This is a genomic window from Pseudomonadaceae bacterium SI-3, assembly GCA_004010935.1.
Classification (GTDB): Bacteria; Pseudomonadota; Gammaproteobacteria; order Pseudomonadales; family Pseudomonadaceae; genus Stutzerimonas.
On record CP026511.1, the window covers coordinates 1,130,670 to 1,144,495 of the forward strand.

General features: G+C 61.5%; 13 protein-coding genes. 5 read left to right on the forward strand and 8 right to left on the reverse strand.

What is annotated here, in order from left to right; genetic code table 11:
- Nucleotides 1–27: 27 nt before the first annotated feature.
- Nucleotides 28–1,551 carry a fumarate hydratase gene (locus C1896_05435; protein AZZ44402.1) on the reverse strand — a complete coding sequence of 508 codons (1,524 nt, stop codon included), beginning with the start codon at nucleotides 1,549–1,551 and terminating at the stop codon, nucleotides 28–30.
- 326 nt (nucleotides 1,552–1,877) lie between these two features.
- On the opposite strand from C1896_05435, the gene C1896_05440 reads away from it, so the two are divergent.
- Both C1896_05440 and C1896_05445 read left to right on the forward strand, forming a co-directional pair.
- Nucleotides 1,878–3,008, forward strand: coding sequence for a hypothetical protein (locus C1896_05440; protein ID AZZ44403.1), 1,131 nt, complete (start codon nucleotides 1,878–1,880; stop codon nucleotides 3,006–3,008).
- Complete coding sequence (locus C1896_05445; GenBank protein AZZ44404.1) at nucleotides 3,001–3,942, forward strand: hypothetical protein; 942 nt, start codon at nucleotides 3,001–3,003, stop codon at nucleotides 3,940–3,942. The genes C1896_05440 and C1896_05445 overlap by 8 nt, the downstream gene beginning before the upstream one ends.
- Before the next feature lie 68 nt (nucleotides 3,943–4,010).
- Here C1896_05445 and pyk read toward each other — a convergent pair whose 3' ends face one another.
- Nucleotides 4,011–5,462: a pyruvate kinase gene (gene pyk, locus C1896_05450; GenBank protein AZZ44405.1), complete on the reverse strand. Its 1,452-nt coding sequence runs from the start codon at nucleotides 5,460–5,462 to the stop codon at nucleotides 4,011–4,013.
- 177 nt (nucleotides 5,463–5,639) lie between these two features.
- Here pyk and C1896_05455 point away from each other — a divergent pair, with 177 nt between their 5' ends.
- The 3 genes from C1896_05455 to C1896_05465 are packed head-to-tail and all read left to right on the forward strand — an operon-like array spanning nucleotide 5,640 to nucleotide 6,965.
- Nucleotides 5,640–6,017 (forward strand): hypothetical protein, encoded by a 378-nt coding sequence (locus tag C1896_05455; GenBank protein ID AZZ44406.1) that lies wholly within the window; start codon nucleotides 5,640–5,642, stop codon nucleotides 6,015–6,017.
- Between the two features lie 37 nt (nucleotides 6,018–6,054).
- The gene (locus tag C1896_05460; protein AZZ44407.1) at nucleotides 6,055–6,480 is read left to right on the forward strand and encodes a DUF4124 domain-containing protein; all 426 of its coding nucleotides are present in this window, start codon (nucleotides 6,055–6,057) and stop codon (nucleotides 6,478–6,480) included.
- Nucleotides 6,481–6,530: 50 nt separating this feature from the next.
- The gene (locus tag C1896_05465; protein AZZ44408.1) at nucleotides 6,531–6,965 is read left to right on the forward strand and encodes a PilZ domain-containing protein; all 435 of its coding nucleotides are present in this window, start codon (nucleotides 6,531–6,533) and stop codon (nucleotides 6,963–6,965) included.
- Between the two features lie 69 nt (nucleotides 6,966–7,034).
- Here the strand turns inward: C1896_05465 and C1896_05470 are convergent, their stop codons facing one another.
- From C1896_05470 to C1896_05495, 6 genes are read right to left on the reverse strand one after another with little or no spacing between them, the layout of a single operon-like run.
- Nucleotides 7,035–8,366, reverse strand: a complete 1,332-nt coding sequence (locus tag C1896_05470) for a DUF58 domain-containing protein (protein AZZ44409.1) — start codon at nucleotides 8,364–8,366, stop codon at nucleotides 7,035–7,037.
- 25 nt (nucleotides 8,367–8,391) lie between these two features.
- Entirely contained in the window at nucleotides 8,392–9,405 is a 1,014-nt protein-coding gene (locus C1896_05475; GenBank protein AZZ44410.1) for an AAA family ATPase, read from the reverse strand.
- Nucleotides 9,402–10,577 carry a DUF4350 domain-containing protein gene (locus C1896_05480; GenBank protein AZZ44411.1) on the reverse strand — a complete coding sequence of 392 codons (1,176 nt, stop codon included), beginning with the start codon at nucleotides 10,575–10,577 and terminating at the stop codon, nucleotides 9,402–9,404. Before C1896_05480 ends, C1896_05475 begins: the two co-directional genes overlap by 4 nt.
- Entirely contained in the window at nucleotides 10,570–12,135 is a 1,566-nt protein-coding gene (locus C1896_05485; protein ID AZZ44412.1) for a DUF4129 domain-containing protein, read from the reverse strand. Before C1896_05485 ends, C1896_05480 begins: the two co-directional genes overlap by 8 nt.
- Complete coding sequence (locus tag C1896_05490; GenBank protein ID AZZ44413.1) at nucleotides 12,122–13,105, reverse strand: hypothetical protein; 984 nt, start codon at nucleotides 13,103–13,105, stop codon at nucleotides 12,122–12,124. Before C1896_05490 ends, C1896_05485 begins: the two co-directional genes overlap by 14 nt.
- Nucleotides 13,102–13,782 (reverse strand): hypothetical protein, encoded by a 681-nt coding sequence (locus tag C1896_05495; protein ID AZZ44414.1) that lies wholly within the window; start codon nucleotides 13,780–13,782, stop codon nucleotides 13,102–13,104. Before C1896_05495 ends, C1896_05490 begins: the two co-directional genes overlap by 4 nt.
- Nucleotides 13,783–13,826: the final 44 nt, after the last annotated feature.

Sequence of the window (13,826 nt, forward strand, 5' to 3'; positions counted from 1 at the left end):
AGCCGGGCTTTTTATTGGCGCAATCGGTTATTGCACCTCTACAGCCAGGTTTTCCGCGATCTTCTTCTGCCAGATCGCCGGCCCGGTGATGTGCACTGATTCGCCGTTGGTGTCGACCGCGACGGTGACCGGCATGTCCTTCACTTCGAACTCGTAGATCGCCTCCATTCCCAGTTCGGCGAACGCCAGCACCTTGGACTTCTTGATCGCCTGGGCGACCAGATAGGCCGCGCCGCCGACCGCCATCAAGTACACCGCCTTGTTGTCCTTGATGGCCTCGATGGCGATCGGGCCGCGCTCGGACTTGCCGATCATGCCCAGCAGGCCGGTGCTCTCGAGGATTTGACGGGTGAATTTGTCCATGCGCGTCGCGGTGGTCGGGCCGGCGGGGCCAACCACTTCGTCGCCGACTGGATCGACCGGACCGACGTAGTAAATGAAGCGACCCTTGAGGTCCACCGGCAGCTCTTCGCCCTTGTTCAACATGTCGACCATGCGCTTGTGCGCGGCGTCGCGACCGGTGAGCATCTTGCCGTTGAGCAGAACGGTTTCGCCCGGCTTCCAGCTCTGCACTTCTTCCGGTGTGATGGTGTCGAGGTTGACGCGACGCGCGCTCGGGCCGGCTTCCCAGACGATTTCCGGATAGGCGTCGAGCGGTGGCGGGGTCAGTTCGGCCGGGCCGGAGCCGTCGAGCACGAAGTGGGCGTGGCGTGTGGCAGCGCAGTTGGGGATCATGCACACCGGCAGTGAGGCCGCGTGCGTCGGGTAATCCATGATCTTGACGTCAAGCACGGTAGTCAGGCCGCCGAGGCCCTGCGCACCGATACCCAGTTGGTTGACCTTCTCGAACAGCTCCAGACGCAGCTCTTCGATGCGGTTCTGCGGGCCGCGGGCCTTCAGTTCGTGGATGTCGATGGATTCCATCAGCACTTCTTTGGCCATCACCGCGGCTTTCTCCGCGGTGCCGCCGATGCCGATGCCGAGCATGCCCGGCGGGCACCAGCCGGCGCCCATGGTCGGCACGGTCTTCAGCACCCAGTCGACGATTGAGTCGGACGGGTTGAGCATGGCCATCTTCGACTTGTTTTCCGAACCGCCACCCTTGGCCGCTACGTCTACTTCGACCTTGTCGCCGGGAACGATGGAGTAGTGGATGACCGCCGGCGTGTTGTCTTTCGTGTTCTTACGGGAACCTGCGGGGTCGGCGAGGATCGAAGCCCGCAGAACGTTCTCCGGCAGGTTGTAGGCGCGGCGGACGCCTTCGTTGATCATGTCGTCCAGGCTCATGCTGGCGTCGTCCCAGCGTACGTCCATACCCACGCGCACGAATACGGTAACGATGCCGGTGTCCTGGCAGATCGGGCGGTGTCCGGTGGCGCACATCCGCGAATTGATCAGGATCTGCGCCATGGAGTCACGGGCTGCCGGTGACTCTTCACGCAGGTAGGCCTCGTGCATCGCCTGGATAAAGTCGACGGGGTGGTAGTAGGAGATGAACTGCAAAGCGTCAGCAACGCTTTGTATCAGGTCGTCTTGCTTGATCACGGTCATGCAGCGCGTCCTCTTGGCGGGGCGGAAACAGCGCGTATCGAGACAACGACCGACACGCTCAGGTAAAAATGCGCGGCAGTATAACCTGCCGTAGAGCAGCGAACACAGACGGACCAAAGGTGAAGGGATGCACAGGGGAAACTGGTATGACGCTGCCTGCGACTTGGCGTTGCGTGAAGGGCTGAGGCATCGACGCCCCATTGGCGCGAGCGTAATAAAGACGGCCCTGTTTAAGATGATAGTTCGCTTGCCTGACACAACTGCGTATAGGTTTTTTACAAGGGCGGGCGTAAAGTGTGACGAATTGCCACTATGGGAAGGATTCCATGCGCGCTAGTCGTGACGAGAGCGAACAGCAAGCGCTGCAGTTATTGGTGACCAAGCGCTTCGGCATGGCGGCCGCCACCTACGGTCTGGCGCTGCTGCTTACCTGGATCACTGTGGCTGCCGGCTTCTATCAGGCGCCGGTCGAGACAGCAATCGCGGGGTCAGTGATGATTGCGGCCAGCCAGTTGACCTTTTTCTGGGTCTTCTATCGAGGCCATAACCTGCGCTTTCGCGACCCCAGCCTGACCGAGCCACAGGTGCTGGTTGCCCTGGTCTGGCTGACCTTCTTTCTGTTCAATCTCGGCGACAACCGTGGATCGCTGCTGGTGCTGTACGTACTGGTGCTGATGTTCGCGGTGTTTCTGCCACCGAAAAACTTCCTCCGTTACGCCCTGTTGGCACTGTTCAGCTTCGTCGGCATGGTGTTCTTCGACGCGCAAATGGGCTACCTGAACGACCCGCAGACGGCACTGCTGCAAACCGGCGTGTTGCTGGTGACTCTGGTCTGGATGTGCTTGTTCGTCGGCTATGTCTACAGGTTGCGTCAACGCATGCGTCAGCGCCGCTTTGCGCTGCAGGCGCATCAAGAAACGCTGCGCGGCATGATGCGACAGCTGGAAGACCTGGCCTCGACCGATGAGCTGACGGGTCTCTACAACCGTCGGCATTTTCTGCGTAAGGCGGAAGCCGAGCTGAGCCGGCTGCGGGCGGGGCATCAGTCTGGCCTGGCCCTGATCGATCTCGACTACTTCAAACGGATCAACGATCTGCACGGGCACGCAGTGGGCGATCGTGTTTTGCAAACCTTTGCGTCCGTGGCGCGCTCCTGCCTGCGAGACGACGACGTGCTCGCCCGCTACGGGGGGGAAGAGTTCGTTCTGCTGTTGCCGAACACCGATGCCGAGCAATTCCGCGCCTGTTGCGAACGCTTGCGCGAGGCCTTCGCCAATGCCCAGCCGCCGGAGGGAAATATGCAGGCCGGCCATTTGAGCCTTTCCGTTGGTTTGACTCTGCTTCATGAAGGCGATGATCTGGACGAATCCCTGCAGCGTGCCGACGACGCGCTTTACCGGGCCAAGGGCAACGGTCGGAATCGGTGCGAGACCAGCTGGGCGGCGGTGAATGCCTGAGATCACCCACGGTGGGCGGACCTGGCGAGTGGCGGAGGGCAGCAATCTGCTCGATGCGCTCAATGATGCCGGCTTGAACGTGCCGTTCAGCTGCCGTGCGGGCAGTTGCCATGCCTGCCTGGTGCGCTGCCTGGAGGGCGAACCGCAGGATGCACGCCCGCAGGCACTCGACTCGGCCCGGCGACTGGAAGGTTGGAGGCTCGCGTGCCAGTGCAGCGTGACCGGAAATCTCGATGTGGCGACGTTCGATCCTGCGCGCGAGGGGCTTCCGGCACAGGTAGAAGGATTCGACTGGCTAGATGATCGGGTTCTGCGATTGCGCTTGATCCCCGAGCGGCCGCTGCGCTACCACCCAGGCCAGCACGTGCTGTTGTGGAGCAACCATGGAGTCGCCCGGCCCTATTCGCTGGCGAGCGTGCCTTGGGAAGAGCACTGGCTTGAGTTTCACCTCGATTGCCGGCACAGCGGTGCGTTCTGCGACTCAGCTCGTACCTTGACCGTTGGTGACAGTCTGCGCCTGGGCCAACTGCATACGGGTGCGCTGCGTTACGAGCCCGAGTGGCAGATGAGACCTTTATTGTTGTTGGCTGCCGGTACGGGACTTGCCCCGCTTTGGAGCTTGGTGCGCGAAGCACTGCAGCAAGGGCACCAGGGGCCGATTAGGCTGTTGCACTTCTGCCGGGGCGGGTCCTATCTGCGAGAACCGCTTGAGAATCTTGCGGAGCTAAATGGCAACCTGAGCGTTGAATGCGTCGATTGGGAGCAGGCAGGCAGCCGCCTTCAGTCGCTGCAGGCCACGTCACGCCAGGATATTGCGCTGATCTGTGGTGGAAGGGCTTTTGTCGAAGACTGCGCCAAACGCATGTTTCTGGCGGGATTGCCGCGGGGGCAGATACTGAGTGACGCTTTTCTTACGCGCCAGTCCGGAGTTTAAAAGGGTTAGGAGGCATTGACCTCGCTAGGGAAAAGGCGCGCCAGGCGGTACCTGGCGCGCCGCGCCGATCAGGTCAGGGAATCGCCTACACGCAAGATTTTCATGGTGTTGGTGCCACCCGTTCCGTGATAGGTGTCGCCCTTGGTCAGGATCACCCAGTCGCCAACATTGACGATGTTGCGCTTGAGTAGCTCGTCCACTGCCGACTGGCTGACCTTGTCAGCGGGTAGGGCCGCCGGATCGAAGGGAATGGTCTGCACGCCGCGGATCATGGCGACTCGGGCCTGGGTTTCGCGATGGGGCGAAAAGGCAAAGATCGGTACCGACGAGCGAATCCGCGACATGATCAGCGGGGTGTAACCACTTTCGGTCAGGCTGATGATCGCCTTGACCCCTGGGAAGTGGTTCGCCGTGTACATCGCCGCCAGCGCCGTGCTTTCGTCGCTGCGCTCGAAGCGCTGACCCAGGCGATGGCCGGATTTGGTACTGGTCGGATGCTTCTCGGCACCGACACACACGCGCGCCATGGCCTTGATCGCTTCGACCGGATACTCGCCAGCGGCGCTTTCAGCTGAAAGCATCACCGCGTCGGTGTAGTCGAGCACGGCATTGGCTACATCGGACACTTCGGCGCGGGTCGGCATTGGGTTCTGGATCATCGACTCCATCATTTGGGTCGCGGTGATCACCAGCTTATTGTTGCGGCGCGCGTGCAGAATGATCTTTTTCTGGATGCCCACCAACTCGGCATCACCAATTTCCACACCGAGGTCGCCACGCGCGACCATCACGCCGTCACTCGCACGGATCAGGCCATCCAGCGCTTCGTCATCGGCCACGGCTTCGGCGCGCTCGATCTTGGCGATCAGCCACGCGCTGGAGCCGGCTTCGTCACGCAACCGCCGAGCCAACTCCATGTCAGCCGCGTCACGTGGGAAAGAGACGGCGAGATAGTCCAAGTTCATGTCGGCGGCCAGCTTGATGTCGGCCTTGTCCTTGGCAGTCAATGCCGGCGCGGTCAGGCCGCCACCGCGACGGTTAATGCCCTTGTTGTCAGACAGCGGCCCGCCGATCAGTACGGTGCAGTGCAGCTCATCGGCTGTGCTGCTGTCCACGCGCATGACCACGCGACCGTCGTCCAGCAGCAGTTCGTCGCCAACACTGCAGTCCTTCACCAGATCCGGATAATCGATGCCGACCACTTCCTGGGTGCCAGCATCGCGGGGGTGGGTGACGGAGAAGCGAAAGCTGTCGCCTTCGGCCAGTTCGATGCGCTTGTTGGCAAACTTGGCGATACGGATCTTCGGTCCTTGCAGGTCACCCAGCAGCGCAACGAATCGACCGTGCTTCGCGGCGATATCCCTTACCAGCTGCGCCCGGGCGCGGTGCTCATCTGGCGTCCCGTGGGAAAAGTTCAGGCGGGCCACATCGAGCCCGGCGACGATCATTTTTTCCAGCACCTCAGGTGAACTGCTGGCTGGACCCAGCGTGGCGACGATTTTGGTACGGCGCGAAGTCATTCAATGCTCCTTTTTCAGAATGGCCGCGAGGCTACTATGCCGGGCGGCTGTAGTCATCGTTGGGCTGCACTACTCTTTCGGCAGAGCTTGGAGAGGCGCGCAATGGACATTTAGCTGGACGGATGGACTGCAGTTTTCGCAACGACGGTCGATAATTCGGCATCGGAGGAGTCACCCATGCGCACCCTGTTTATCCTTGTTCTGGCCACCCTCAGCGTAGGCTGCAGCAGCAGAAATGCCCTTGATCGCCATCTCGACGCGGCCTATACGCAATACGAGTTGGGTGATTGCGACAAAGTCATGCTCGAACTCTCCCAGGCCGAGCGGCGCAGCCGACCACGGGATAATCTACAACCGGAAATATCGCTGTTGCGCGGTCAGTGCTTGGAGCGTCAGGGTCTATTTGTCGATGCGGCACAAACCTATCAGTTCATTCAGTCGCGCTATCCAGCCAGCGAATACGCCTTTCGCAGTCGTGCCAGGCTGGAGACGCTCCGTCAGTTGGGGCACTATCAGCCGGAGGAACGGGTGGTGATCCACGCCGTCAAACCCTGACACAAGGCCGGCCAACAGACCGGCAGGGAAGGACCCCATGCGTATCGCAGTACTGATAGTCAGCATTTTGTTGGCCCCGCTGGCGGCCGCCGATATCTACCGCTGGGTTGATTCCGCGGGCAATGTGCATTTCGGCGCGAAGCCGCAGCCAGGTGCGGAGCCGGTCGAGGTTCGGCCGCAGGTGATCGATAGAGACGACGCGACCCGCGAGCGGCAGGCGCGCACGGAGCGCTTCTTCGAGGCTCGTCGCGAAGAGCAGGAGGCGGCCAATGTGGCGGCGAGCGCTAGGCAGGCGCAACGAGAGCGCGAGTGCCAGCAGCTGCAAAACCGTTTGTCACGCCTGTCTCATGGAGGGCGCTATTTCAGTGCCGATGCAAAGGGTGAGCGCGTCTACTACAGTGATGAAGAAATAGGGGCGGCGCGGCGGCAGTTGGCCAGTCGTATCAGTCAGAACTGCAGCTGAGTGGCCGGAGACGGCGGCAGCGATAAAACTTGGCGGCAGGCCCGCAATCGATGGACATGCACAATCAACGCAGTATTCAACGGCATCAATTGCCGTATTACCTCAACGTATTCAACCATTTCACGGACAAGCCGTTGGGTTTCATTGGCAACCTGTCCGAGTCCGGGCTGATGCTCATAAGCCCCTATCCGATGATGACTGACATACGTTTCGATATGCGTCTGAAAATTCCAGGCCAGCATAGCCAGCTGCGCTACGTCGATTTCAGCGCGATCTGTCGTTGGTCACGCGAAGACGTTACGCCCGGCAGCTTCGATTCAGGTTTCGTATTTGTCTCACCGCCCCGTGAGATTCGCGAAATGATCGATGCGCTGCACCACTACTTCAGCTTTCGTCCCATGCAGCACATTCCACCGGCGCGACTGCCGCGTATCGAGTCAGCCGGTAACAAGGCCGCCGATCAGGATTGCTGCCAAGGTACCTGAACTACATCTGCACTACCGCCAGCTGTGCAAGGCACAAGCGCTTTCTGCTTGAAAGTAAGCACACATCGGTTACAGCACACCACCTTTCTTCCACGCCAGATAGCGGCTGATCAGCTCTGGTCCCAGCTCGTGCGGGCGGGCATCGAGCACTGGCACGCCGTGGGCGAGAAGCTGTTCATGAAGCCGGCCCCGAGCGCTGAGGTAGTCGAGCGTGCCGCAATAATCGAGGGCGCCCTGAAAGCTGCGGACAGGCTGCTGGCGCAGGTTGTCTAGAACCGGCTCGCGCAAGCTCACGACCAGTACCCGATGGCGACGGGAAAGCTGCCGGACGGCGCCGAGCAGTGTCTCGTCGTCCTCGTCGCGCAGATTACTCAGGATGATTACCAGTGCGCGGCGCTTCTGCAGCGTCAGCACATCGTTGGCGGCAAACGCGAAATCCGCCGGTCGCTGCGTGTTGGCCAGGTCATAGACGCCATTGAGCAACGCGTTGAGTTGCGTCTGGCCTTTGGCTGGGGCGAAGAAGCGCCGTTGCTCGGTGGCGAAGGTGTAAAGACCCAACGCGTCACCCTGGCGTAAAGCGACATACCCCAATAGCAGACTGGCATTGAGCGCATGATCGAAGTGCGTGAGCGGACCGTCTTGGCTACGCATGCGTCTGCCACAATCAAGCATGAGCAGAATCTGCTGGTCGCGGTCGTCCTGATATTCGCGAACGATGGGTGCGCGTTTACGGGCTGTTGCCTTCCAGTCGATCTGGCGCAGGGTGTCGCCTTCCCGAAATTCGCGCAGTTGGTGGAAATCCATGCCAAGCCCCCGCCTTGGCTGCTGGCGCACACCCAGGCGGCTCAGCCAGCGGTCCACCGCCATCAAGGGCGCACCGTGCAGCTGGGTGAAGTCGGGATAAACCTTGGTCTGCGATTGCAGCGGCAGCAAACGGCGTTCTCGCCACAGCCCCAGTGGGCTGAACAAGCGAATCTCGCAGTGCTGGAAATGGAAGTGGCCGCGCCGCATCGGTTGCAGGCGGTAACTGAGCTGGCAGTGCTGCCCCGCTGGTAGCTGCACCTGCTGTGGCAACCCCTGCACGTCGAGCCCGGCCGGCGCATGGTCGAAAATCTCGGCATGCATGGCTTGCGCCTGCGGATGTCGAATCTCGAGCTGAACGTCATGCCAACGGCCCAAGGCGAGATTGCCAGCCAGTACACGTCGCAGCTCAGGCGAGGGCAGGCGGCGCAGGCGCAAGGCGTCGACAGTGGCCACCAATCCCAGGCACAGCAACAACCCCCACCAAGCCGTATGAGCACCCGTGAACAGGGGGCTGCCGAGCGCTGCTGCGATACCTAGCAACAGTCCTAGGCAGAGCAGGGCGGCGAAGGCGTAGAGCAATCGACGTGACGGATTCATTGAAGGGCTCGCAGGCCGGCTGGCGTCACAGGCGCGGGGCCGCGATCTGCTCCAGCAGCTGCTGGAGCAGTTGGTCCACCGAAGTGCCTTCGATGTCGAGTTCAGGTGAAAGCCGGACGCGATGCCGCAAAACCGCCAGGGCACAGCCTTTTACATCGTTCGGGACGACGAAATCGCCGCCGCGCAACAAGGCGCGTGCGCGGGCGCAGCGCACCAGGGCGATCGATGCCCGTGGTCCGGCCCCTAGCGTCAGTCCAGGCCAGTTGCGGGTGGCTCGGGCCAGCCGGACGGCATAGTCGAGCACCTGATCGTCCAATGGCAGGTCACTGGCAATTTTCTGCAGCGCCTGGACATCCTTTGCCTGCAGCAGAACCCGCAACCCACTGACATCGAGAATGTCGGTGCGAACGGATCGAGTGACCTGACGAACCAGGGCCAATTCTTCGTCCGCCTGGGGATAGTCCATGCGCAGCATCAACATGAAGCGGTCGAGCTCGGCCTCCGGCAACGGATAGGTGCCTTCCTGCTCGATGGGGTTCTGCGTGGCCATCACCAGGAACGGCTGCGGCGCGGCGAGCGCGCGGCCTTCGAGAGTGACCTGACGCTCTTGCATAACTTCCAGCAGCGCCGCCTGGGTCTTGGCAGGCGCGCGATTGATCTCATCGGCCAACAGCAAATTGGTGAACACCGGGCCCTTGCGCAACTTGAACTGTTCGCTGGCCATGTCGTAGACCGCATGGCCGGTTATGTCGCTGGGCATCAGGTCCGGCGTGAACTGGATGCGCGCGAAGTCGCCACCAAAGCACCGTGCCAGTGCCCGCACCAGTAGCGTTTTGCCAAGCCCCGGTACGCCTTCAACCAGCACGTGACCGCCCGCAATCAGCGCTGTGAGCACGCCGTCCACCACGTCCTGTTGACCAATGACGGCTTTATGCAGCTCCTGGCGTAGCGCCTGTGCAAGTTGGCTGGCGCGCTGGCGCTGCGTGTTCGGGCTCGTATGCGGAGCCACGTCGTTTGGTTCCGGTGTTGTATCGCTCATAACGCATTCCTGAGGCTTTGCAGGCGGGCAACCTGACGGGTGAAATCGGCATTACTCATCTTTTTATCCAGCGACGACCGCATGGCATGGGTAACGGCTTCAATGGGAGTTCGGCTTAGCTGCGCGAGGACCTTGCACAGGTCCGCATGGTCGAGCGCCACCAGGTTGGGATGACGGTGCTGAGCCTGACGGATGATGTCGTTTTGCAGGGTGGCGATCAGGTGCCGCTGTCCGGCGCGCCGGTAGAGAAAATCTGCACTGCCTCGCAAATGCTCTCGACGCTGTCGGCGACCTCGGTCGGCAGGTTCCAGTAGCGGGCCTTGGCGCTGCGCTGCGTGCCAGCAGCCCAGCAGCAGTAACAAAAGTGCGGCGGACAAGGCCTCGGGGAAATAACGCAGCAACCGTTGCAGCAGACCGTCATGGTCGGTGCGATAGATCAGCGTCACGTCGCGGTCCTGGGTGAGGTACCACAGCAGCCAGGCATGGTCGTACTGGGCAATCGCATCGTTCTGCCAGATCCAGCTGTCGGTGAGTGCGGTGATCAGGCCGCTCCCGTGCCGCAGTTGCAACATGTGCGTCGCGCCGGCGCTGTTGGCCCATGCATGCGCACTGCCGCCGGCGTCGTAAAGGTGATAGTTGGTGTCGAAAGCGAGATAGGCGGGGGCGTTCTCGTTCTCCAGATAGAGGCGGGTCAGCACGGGGCGCTTCTCTGCGTTGGCAGCAGCATCGGCGACGTGGCTGTCGTCGGGTTTCTCGCTGACTTCGTGCTGCTGCAGGTTCAGCGCATCGAGTAGCAAGTCGCCGCTGTTCCCGGCGTTTTCGTCCCAGATCCGCTCTGCGACAAACACCAGGTGGCCACCCTTATCAACCCAGTGCAACAGGCGTTCGGCCTGGGCGGGCGTCATGGTGCTGCGCTCTCCGAGCAATAAAAGCACCTGCCGACTGTCCTTGGTTTCGGTAAGCCCGCCGAGGCCTTGCGCATGATCGACCGCACGCCCTTGGTCGGTCAGGAAGCGCTCTGCAGCGAGATACGGATTGCTGCGCACTTCCGGTGCCGGTCCATGCTCGATCGTTTCTTCGTAGGGGGTTGCCCTGCTGATTGCAAAAAACAGCATCAGGCCAAGCAGCAGCGCGCCCGCTATTAGCAGCAAAAGACGACGCGGCCTAGTCATGCGAGGCCTCACTGCCAAACACAGTGAGCCAGCGCTGGCAAAGCTCGTCTCGAGTCGCATCGGGAGGCAGCTGGTTCCCGTAGGCCAGGCCAAGCCAGTGGCGGGTCAAGGCCTCGGCGTAGTCGAGCAGCTGTGGCTGGGCCTCGTGTCGCAGCAGTTCGAGTATTTCACCCTCGGTATGCGAGCTTTTCAATGGCAGTTGCCGCTCGTGCAGTAGGCGGCTGAGAAAAGCCCGGTAGAGCAGGCCGAGCGCTTCGCGTGGATGATCGTGCCAAAGCCGCTGCACCTCGGCGATCACGTCCGGCGGAAGACTTTCGGGTTGCACGTCCAATCCGAACAGTGCGGAGGGCGCAGGTTGCCGTTGCCTGAATCGCAACGTCTGACGCGGGTTCACGTACAGCTTGATCCAGTCCCGATAGCGCCATAATAGCCACCCGGTCAGGCCGAACAATGCGGCCCAGAGGAATACTTCGATCACGCTTGCCAGGCGGTCGGGGCGCTGTGCCACCAGCTCGCTACGTAGCAGCCGTTCAAGCAGGCGCGCGAACCAGCCCGGCTCGCCATCCGCCTCTTCAGTGAAGCGCCAGCGGGTAACGGTCTCGCGGTTTCGGAAAGGAGGCTGGTCGAGCAACTCACTGATCCGCTCACTGGCTTCCCTGCTGGTCAAGGGCTGCTTGAGCAGGCGATCACTTTGTGGGCCGGAGGCCTCTTTCGTCTGAACTGTTTCGTCTGCATCAGGCGCAGCCAGTGCCGCGTTGGGCACCGGCAGCAACCACAGCCCCATCCCCACTAGCAGTACCGACAGCACCGTCTTCACGCGAGCCTGCAGACGACGAAACGTCAGTTCGACATCCCAGGCCTCAAGCGTGGTTCGGCGGTTCAGATACAGGCTGAAACCGCTGGCGACATAGATCGGCTCCCAGACCGCCAGCACAAGCGCATACATCAAGTTGGACAAGTGTTCGAACCATAGCCAGTCGCCGCTCATGCCGAGCAGGTCCTGCCAGTTCCAGTCGGCCAGCATTTGCTGTGGGATGAGCATGTACATCAGAGCGAGGGCACCTAGCCACAACCCCATCTCCAAGTGCATGCCGACCAGGGTCAACCAGGATGCGGCCCGGCTGTCTCGTTGCCCCAGCACAGCGAGGCGCTGCTGGCGGGCCGAGCCACTGAGTTGCTCGAGCTGGAGCACTGGAAGGTCGAAACTTCGAGTCACGCTGAAACGGCGCCAGGTCACGCTGGCAAGCCACTGGGAGCGCAGCAGTTGCGGCAGCGCTCTGATGCTCTGGCGCAGGGTCGGTGTGTCGCCGAACAGCGCCTTCGACAGGATGAACAGTGGTAGTCGTTCATAGAGCGGCTTGAGCCACCAGAACAGCAACAAAGCAAGCGTCGGGTATTGCCAGAACAACAGGCTGAACAGGGTGAATATCGGCAGTGTCACCAGCGCCCAGCTGAGCATCAGCAGTGCGGCATGACGGCGTGCCAGGAGAACGCCGAGATCCAGCGCCTCCCAGGCGGTGCGAGGACGAATCGCCATGCTGGCATCATTCAGCTGCATGGGACCGCCGTCCGCTTTGTGTCAGATAGGCGCCGACCAGCAGCCACAACAGCGCGCCCACGGCGTATTTGACCGGTGCTGACGGATAAGTCATCGAAGACCAGTACGCCTCGATAAAGGCAGCAATCAACAGGAATAATATGGCTCCCGCGATCAATTGCACTGCCGTAGCGGCTGCCACGCGCAATGCCTCGCTGCGTGTGTGGCGGCCAGGTGCAACGAGAGCGGCACCCAACTTCAACCCCGCCGCACCCGCCAGGGTGATCGCTGTCAGTTCGAAAGCCCCATGGCCGATGACAAATGACCAGAACGGCTGGTCGTAGCCGATTCCGGTCAAATGGCCGGCAATCGCGCCGATGATCAAGCCGTTGAATAGCAGATAGAACAGGCTGCCCAGGCCGAACAGCAGGCCACCGGCAAAGGTCTGGAACGCGATGCCAATGTTGTGCATCACGTAATAGCCGAACATCACCCAGTCGTCAGCTGACCCACGCTCGCCGAAGCGACCGAGACGGCTGGCGTCGGGGTCGTACATGGCTTCCATTTCAGCGACCTGCTCGGGGCTGATCAGGCTATAGACCAGTTCCGGAAATGCCAGCACCAACCCGGCCATGCCCAGCAGGCTGCCGTAGAAAATCAGACTCGCGGCTGCCAGGTAGCGCCACTCTGCGCGAACCAGCCTGCCAAAACCGCCCAGAAAGAAGCCGAGCAGGCGACCACCTAGCGGGCTACGGTGGCGATACAGTTGATGGTGTCCGCGTTGAACCAGCAGCTGCAGGCGCTCAACGAAGCGCATGCTGTAGCCGCGCGACTGCGCCAATGCCAGCTGCTGACAAAGCCTTCGATAGGCCGCCGGAAAGTCAGCGATCAATCTTGGTTGGTTGCCTTTGCCTCGCTCCAATGCTGCGAGGGTTTCATCGAACGTCTGCCATTCGGCCTGGTGCCGGGTTTCGAACTGGCTCTGCTTCATGCCGGCCCCACCAGACTGCGAGCAATGCTGTGAATTCGAGTCTCCGCCTGCGCTGGCGCAACCTGTAGCGCTTCGGCCAGGATTGAGGCCAGTTCCAGGCGCCTTTCCGCAGACAGCGTCGAATGGCGCTCGGCAAAGGCGATCAGGGCGTGCTGCTCGGCCAGCGTAAGGGGCAACGGCGACGCAACTGCTTCAGCTGCCGGTAGTGCGGGCGCGCTGATGTTGCTCTCGCGGTACACGACCACTGTTCCTGCGGCGAGGTCGCCCAATCGTTTGAATGATGGATGCCAGAGGCAGCAGAGCGACCCGAGAAAGTAGCCGAAAGGCAGCATGTCGACGAAACGCAGTAGGTTGCGGGTCAGGGAAGAGGCCCAGCCGATCGGTGTGCCATCATCATGAACGACGTGCAGCCCCAGCCACTGCTTGCCCGGTGTACGTCCCTGGTTCAGCACTTCGAACAGCACCATGTACCACCACTGCACTATAAACAGCAGTAGCGCCCCAACACCCATGCCGAATTTGCCCAGCAACGCGAATGCAACTCCCAAAGCCGCCAGAAGCGCGCCGCGTATCAACAGGTCCAGTGCAAACGCCAGCGCGCGAGGGACCAGGCCTGCTGGACGGAGCAGCAAATCTATGCCTTCCGGCGTTTCGACGCGGAGCGTGTTATCCAGCAATGCAGTAGTGGCTGAAAGGGCGGATGTCACGGCGTAGGCTCGCT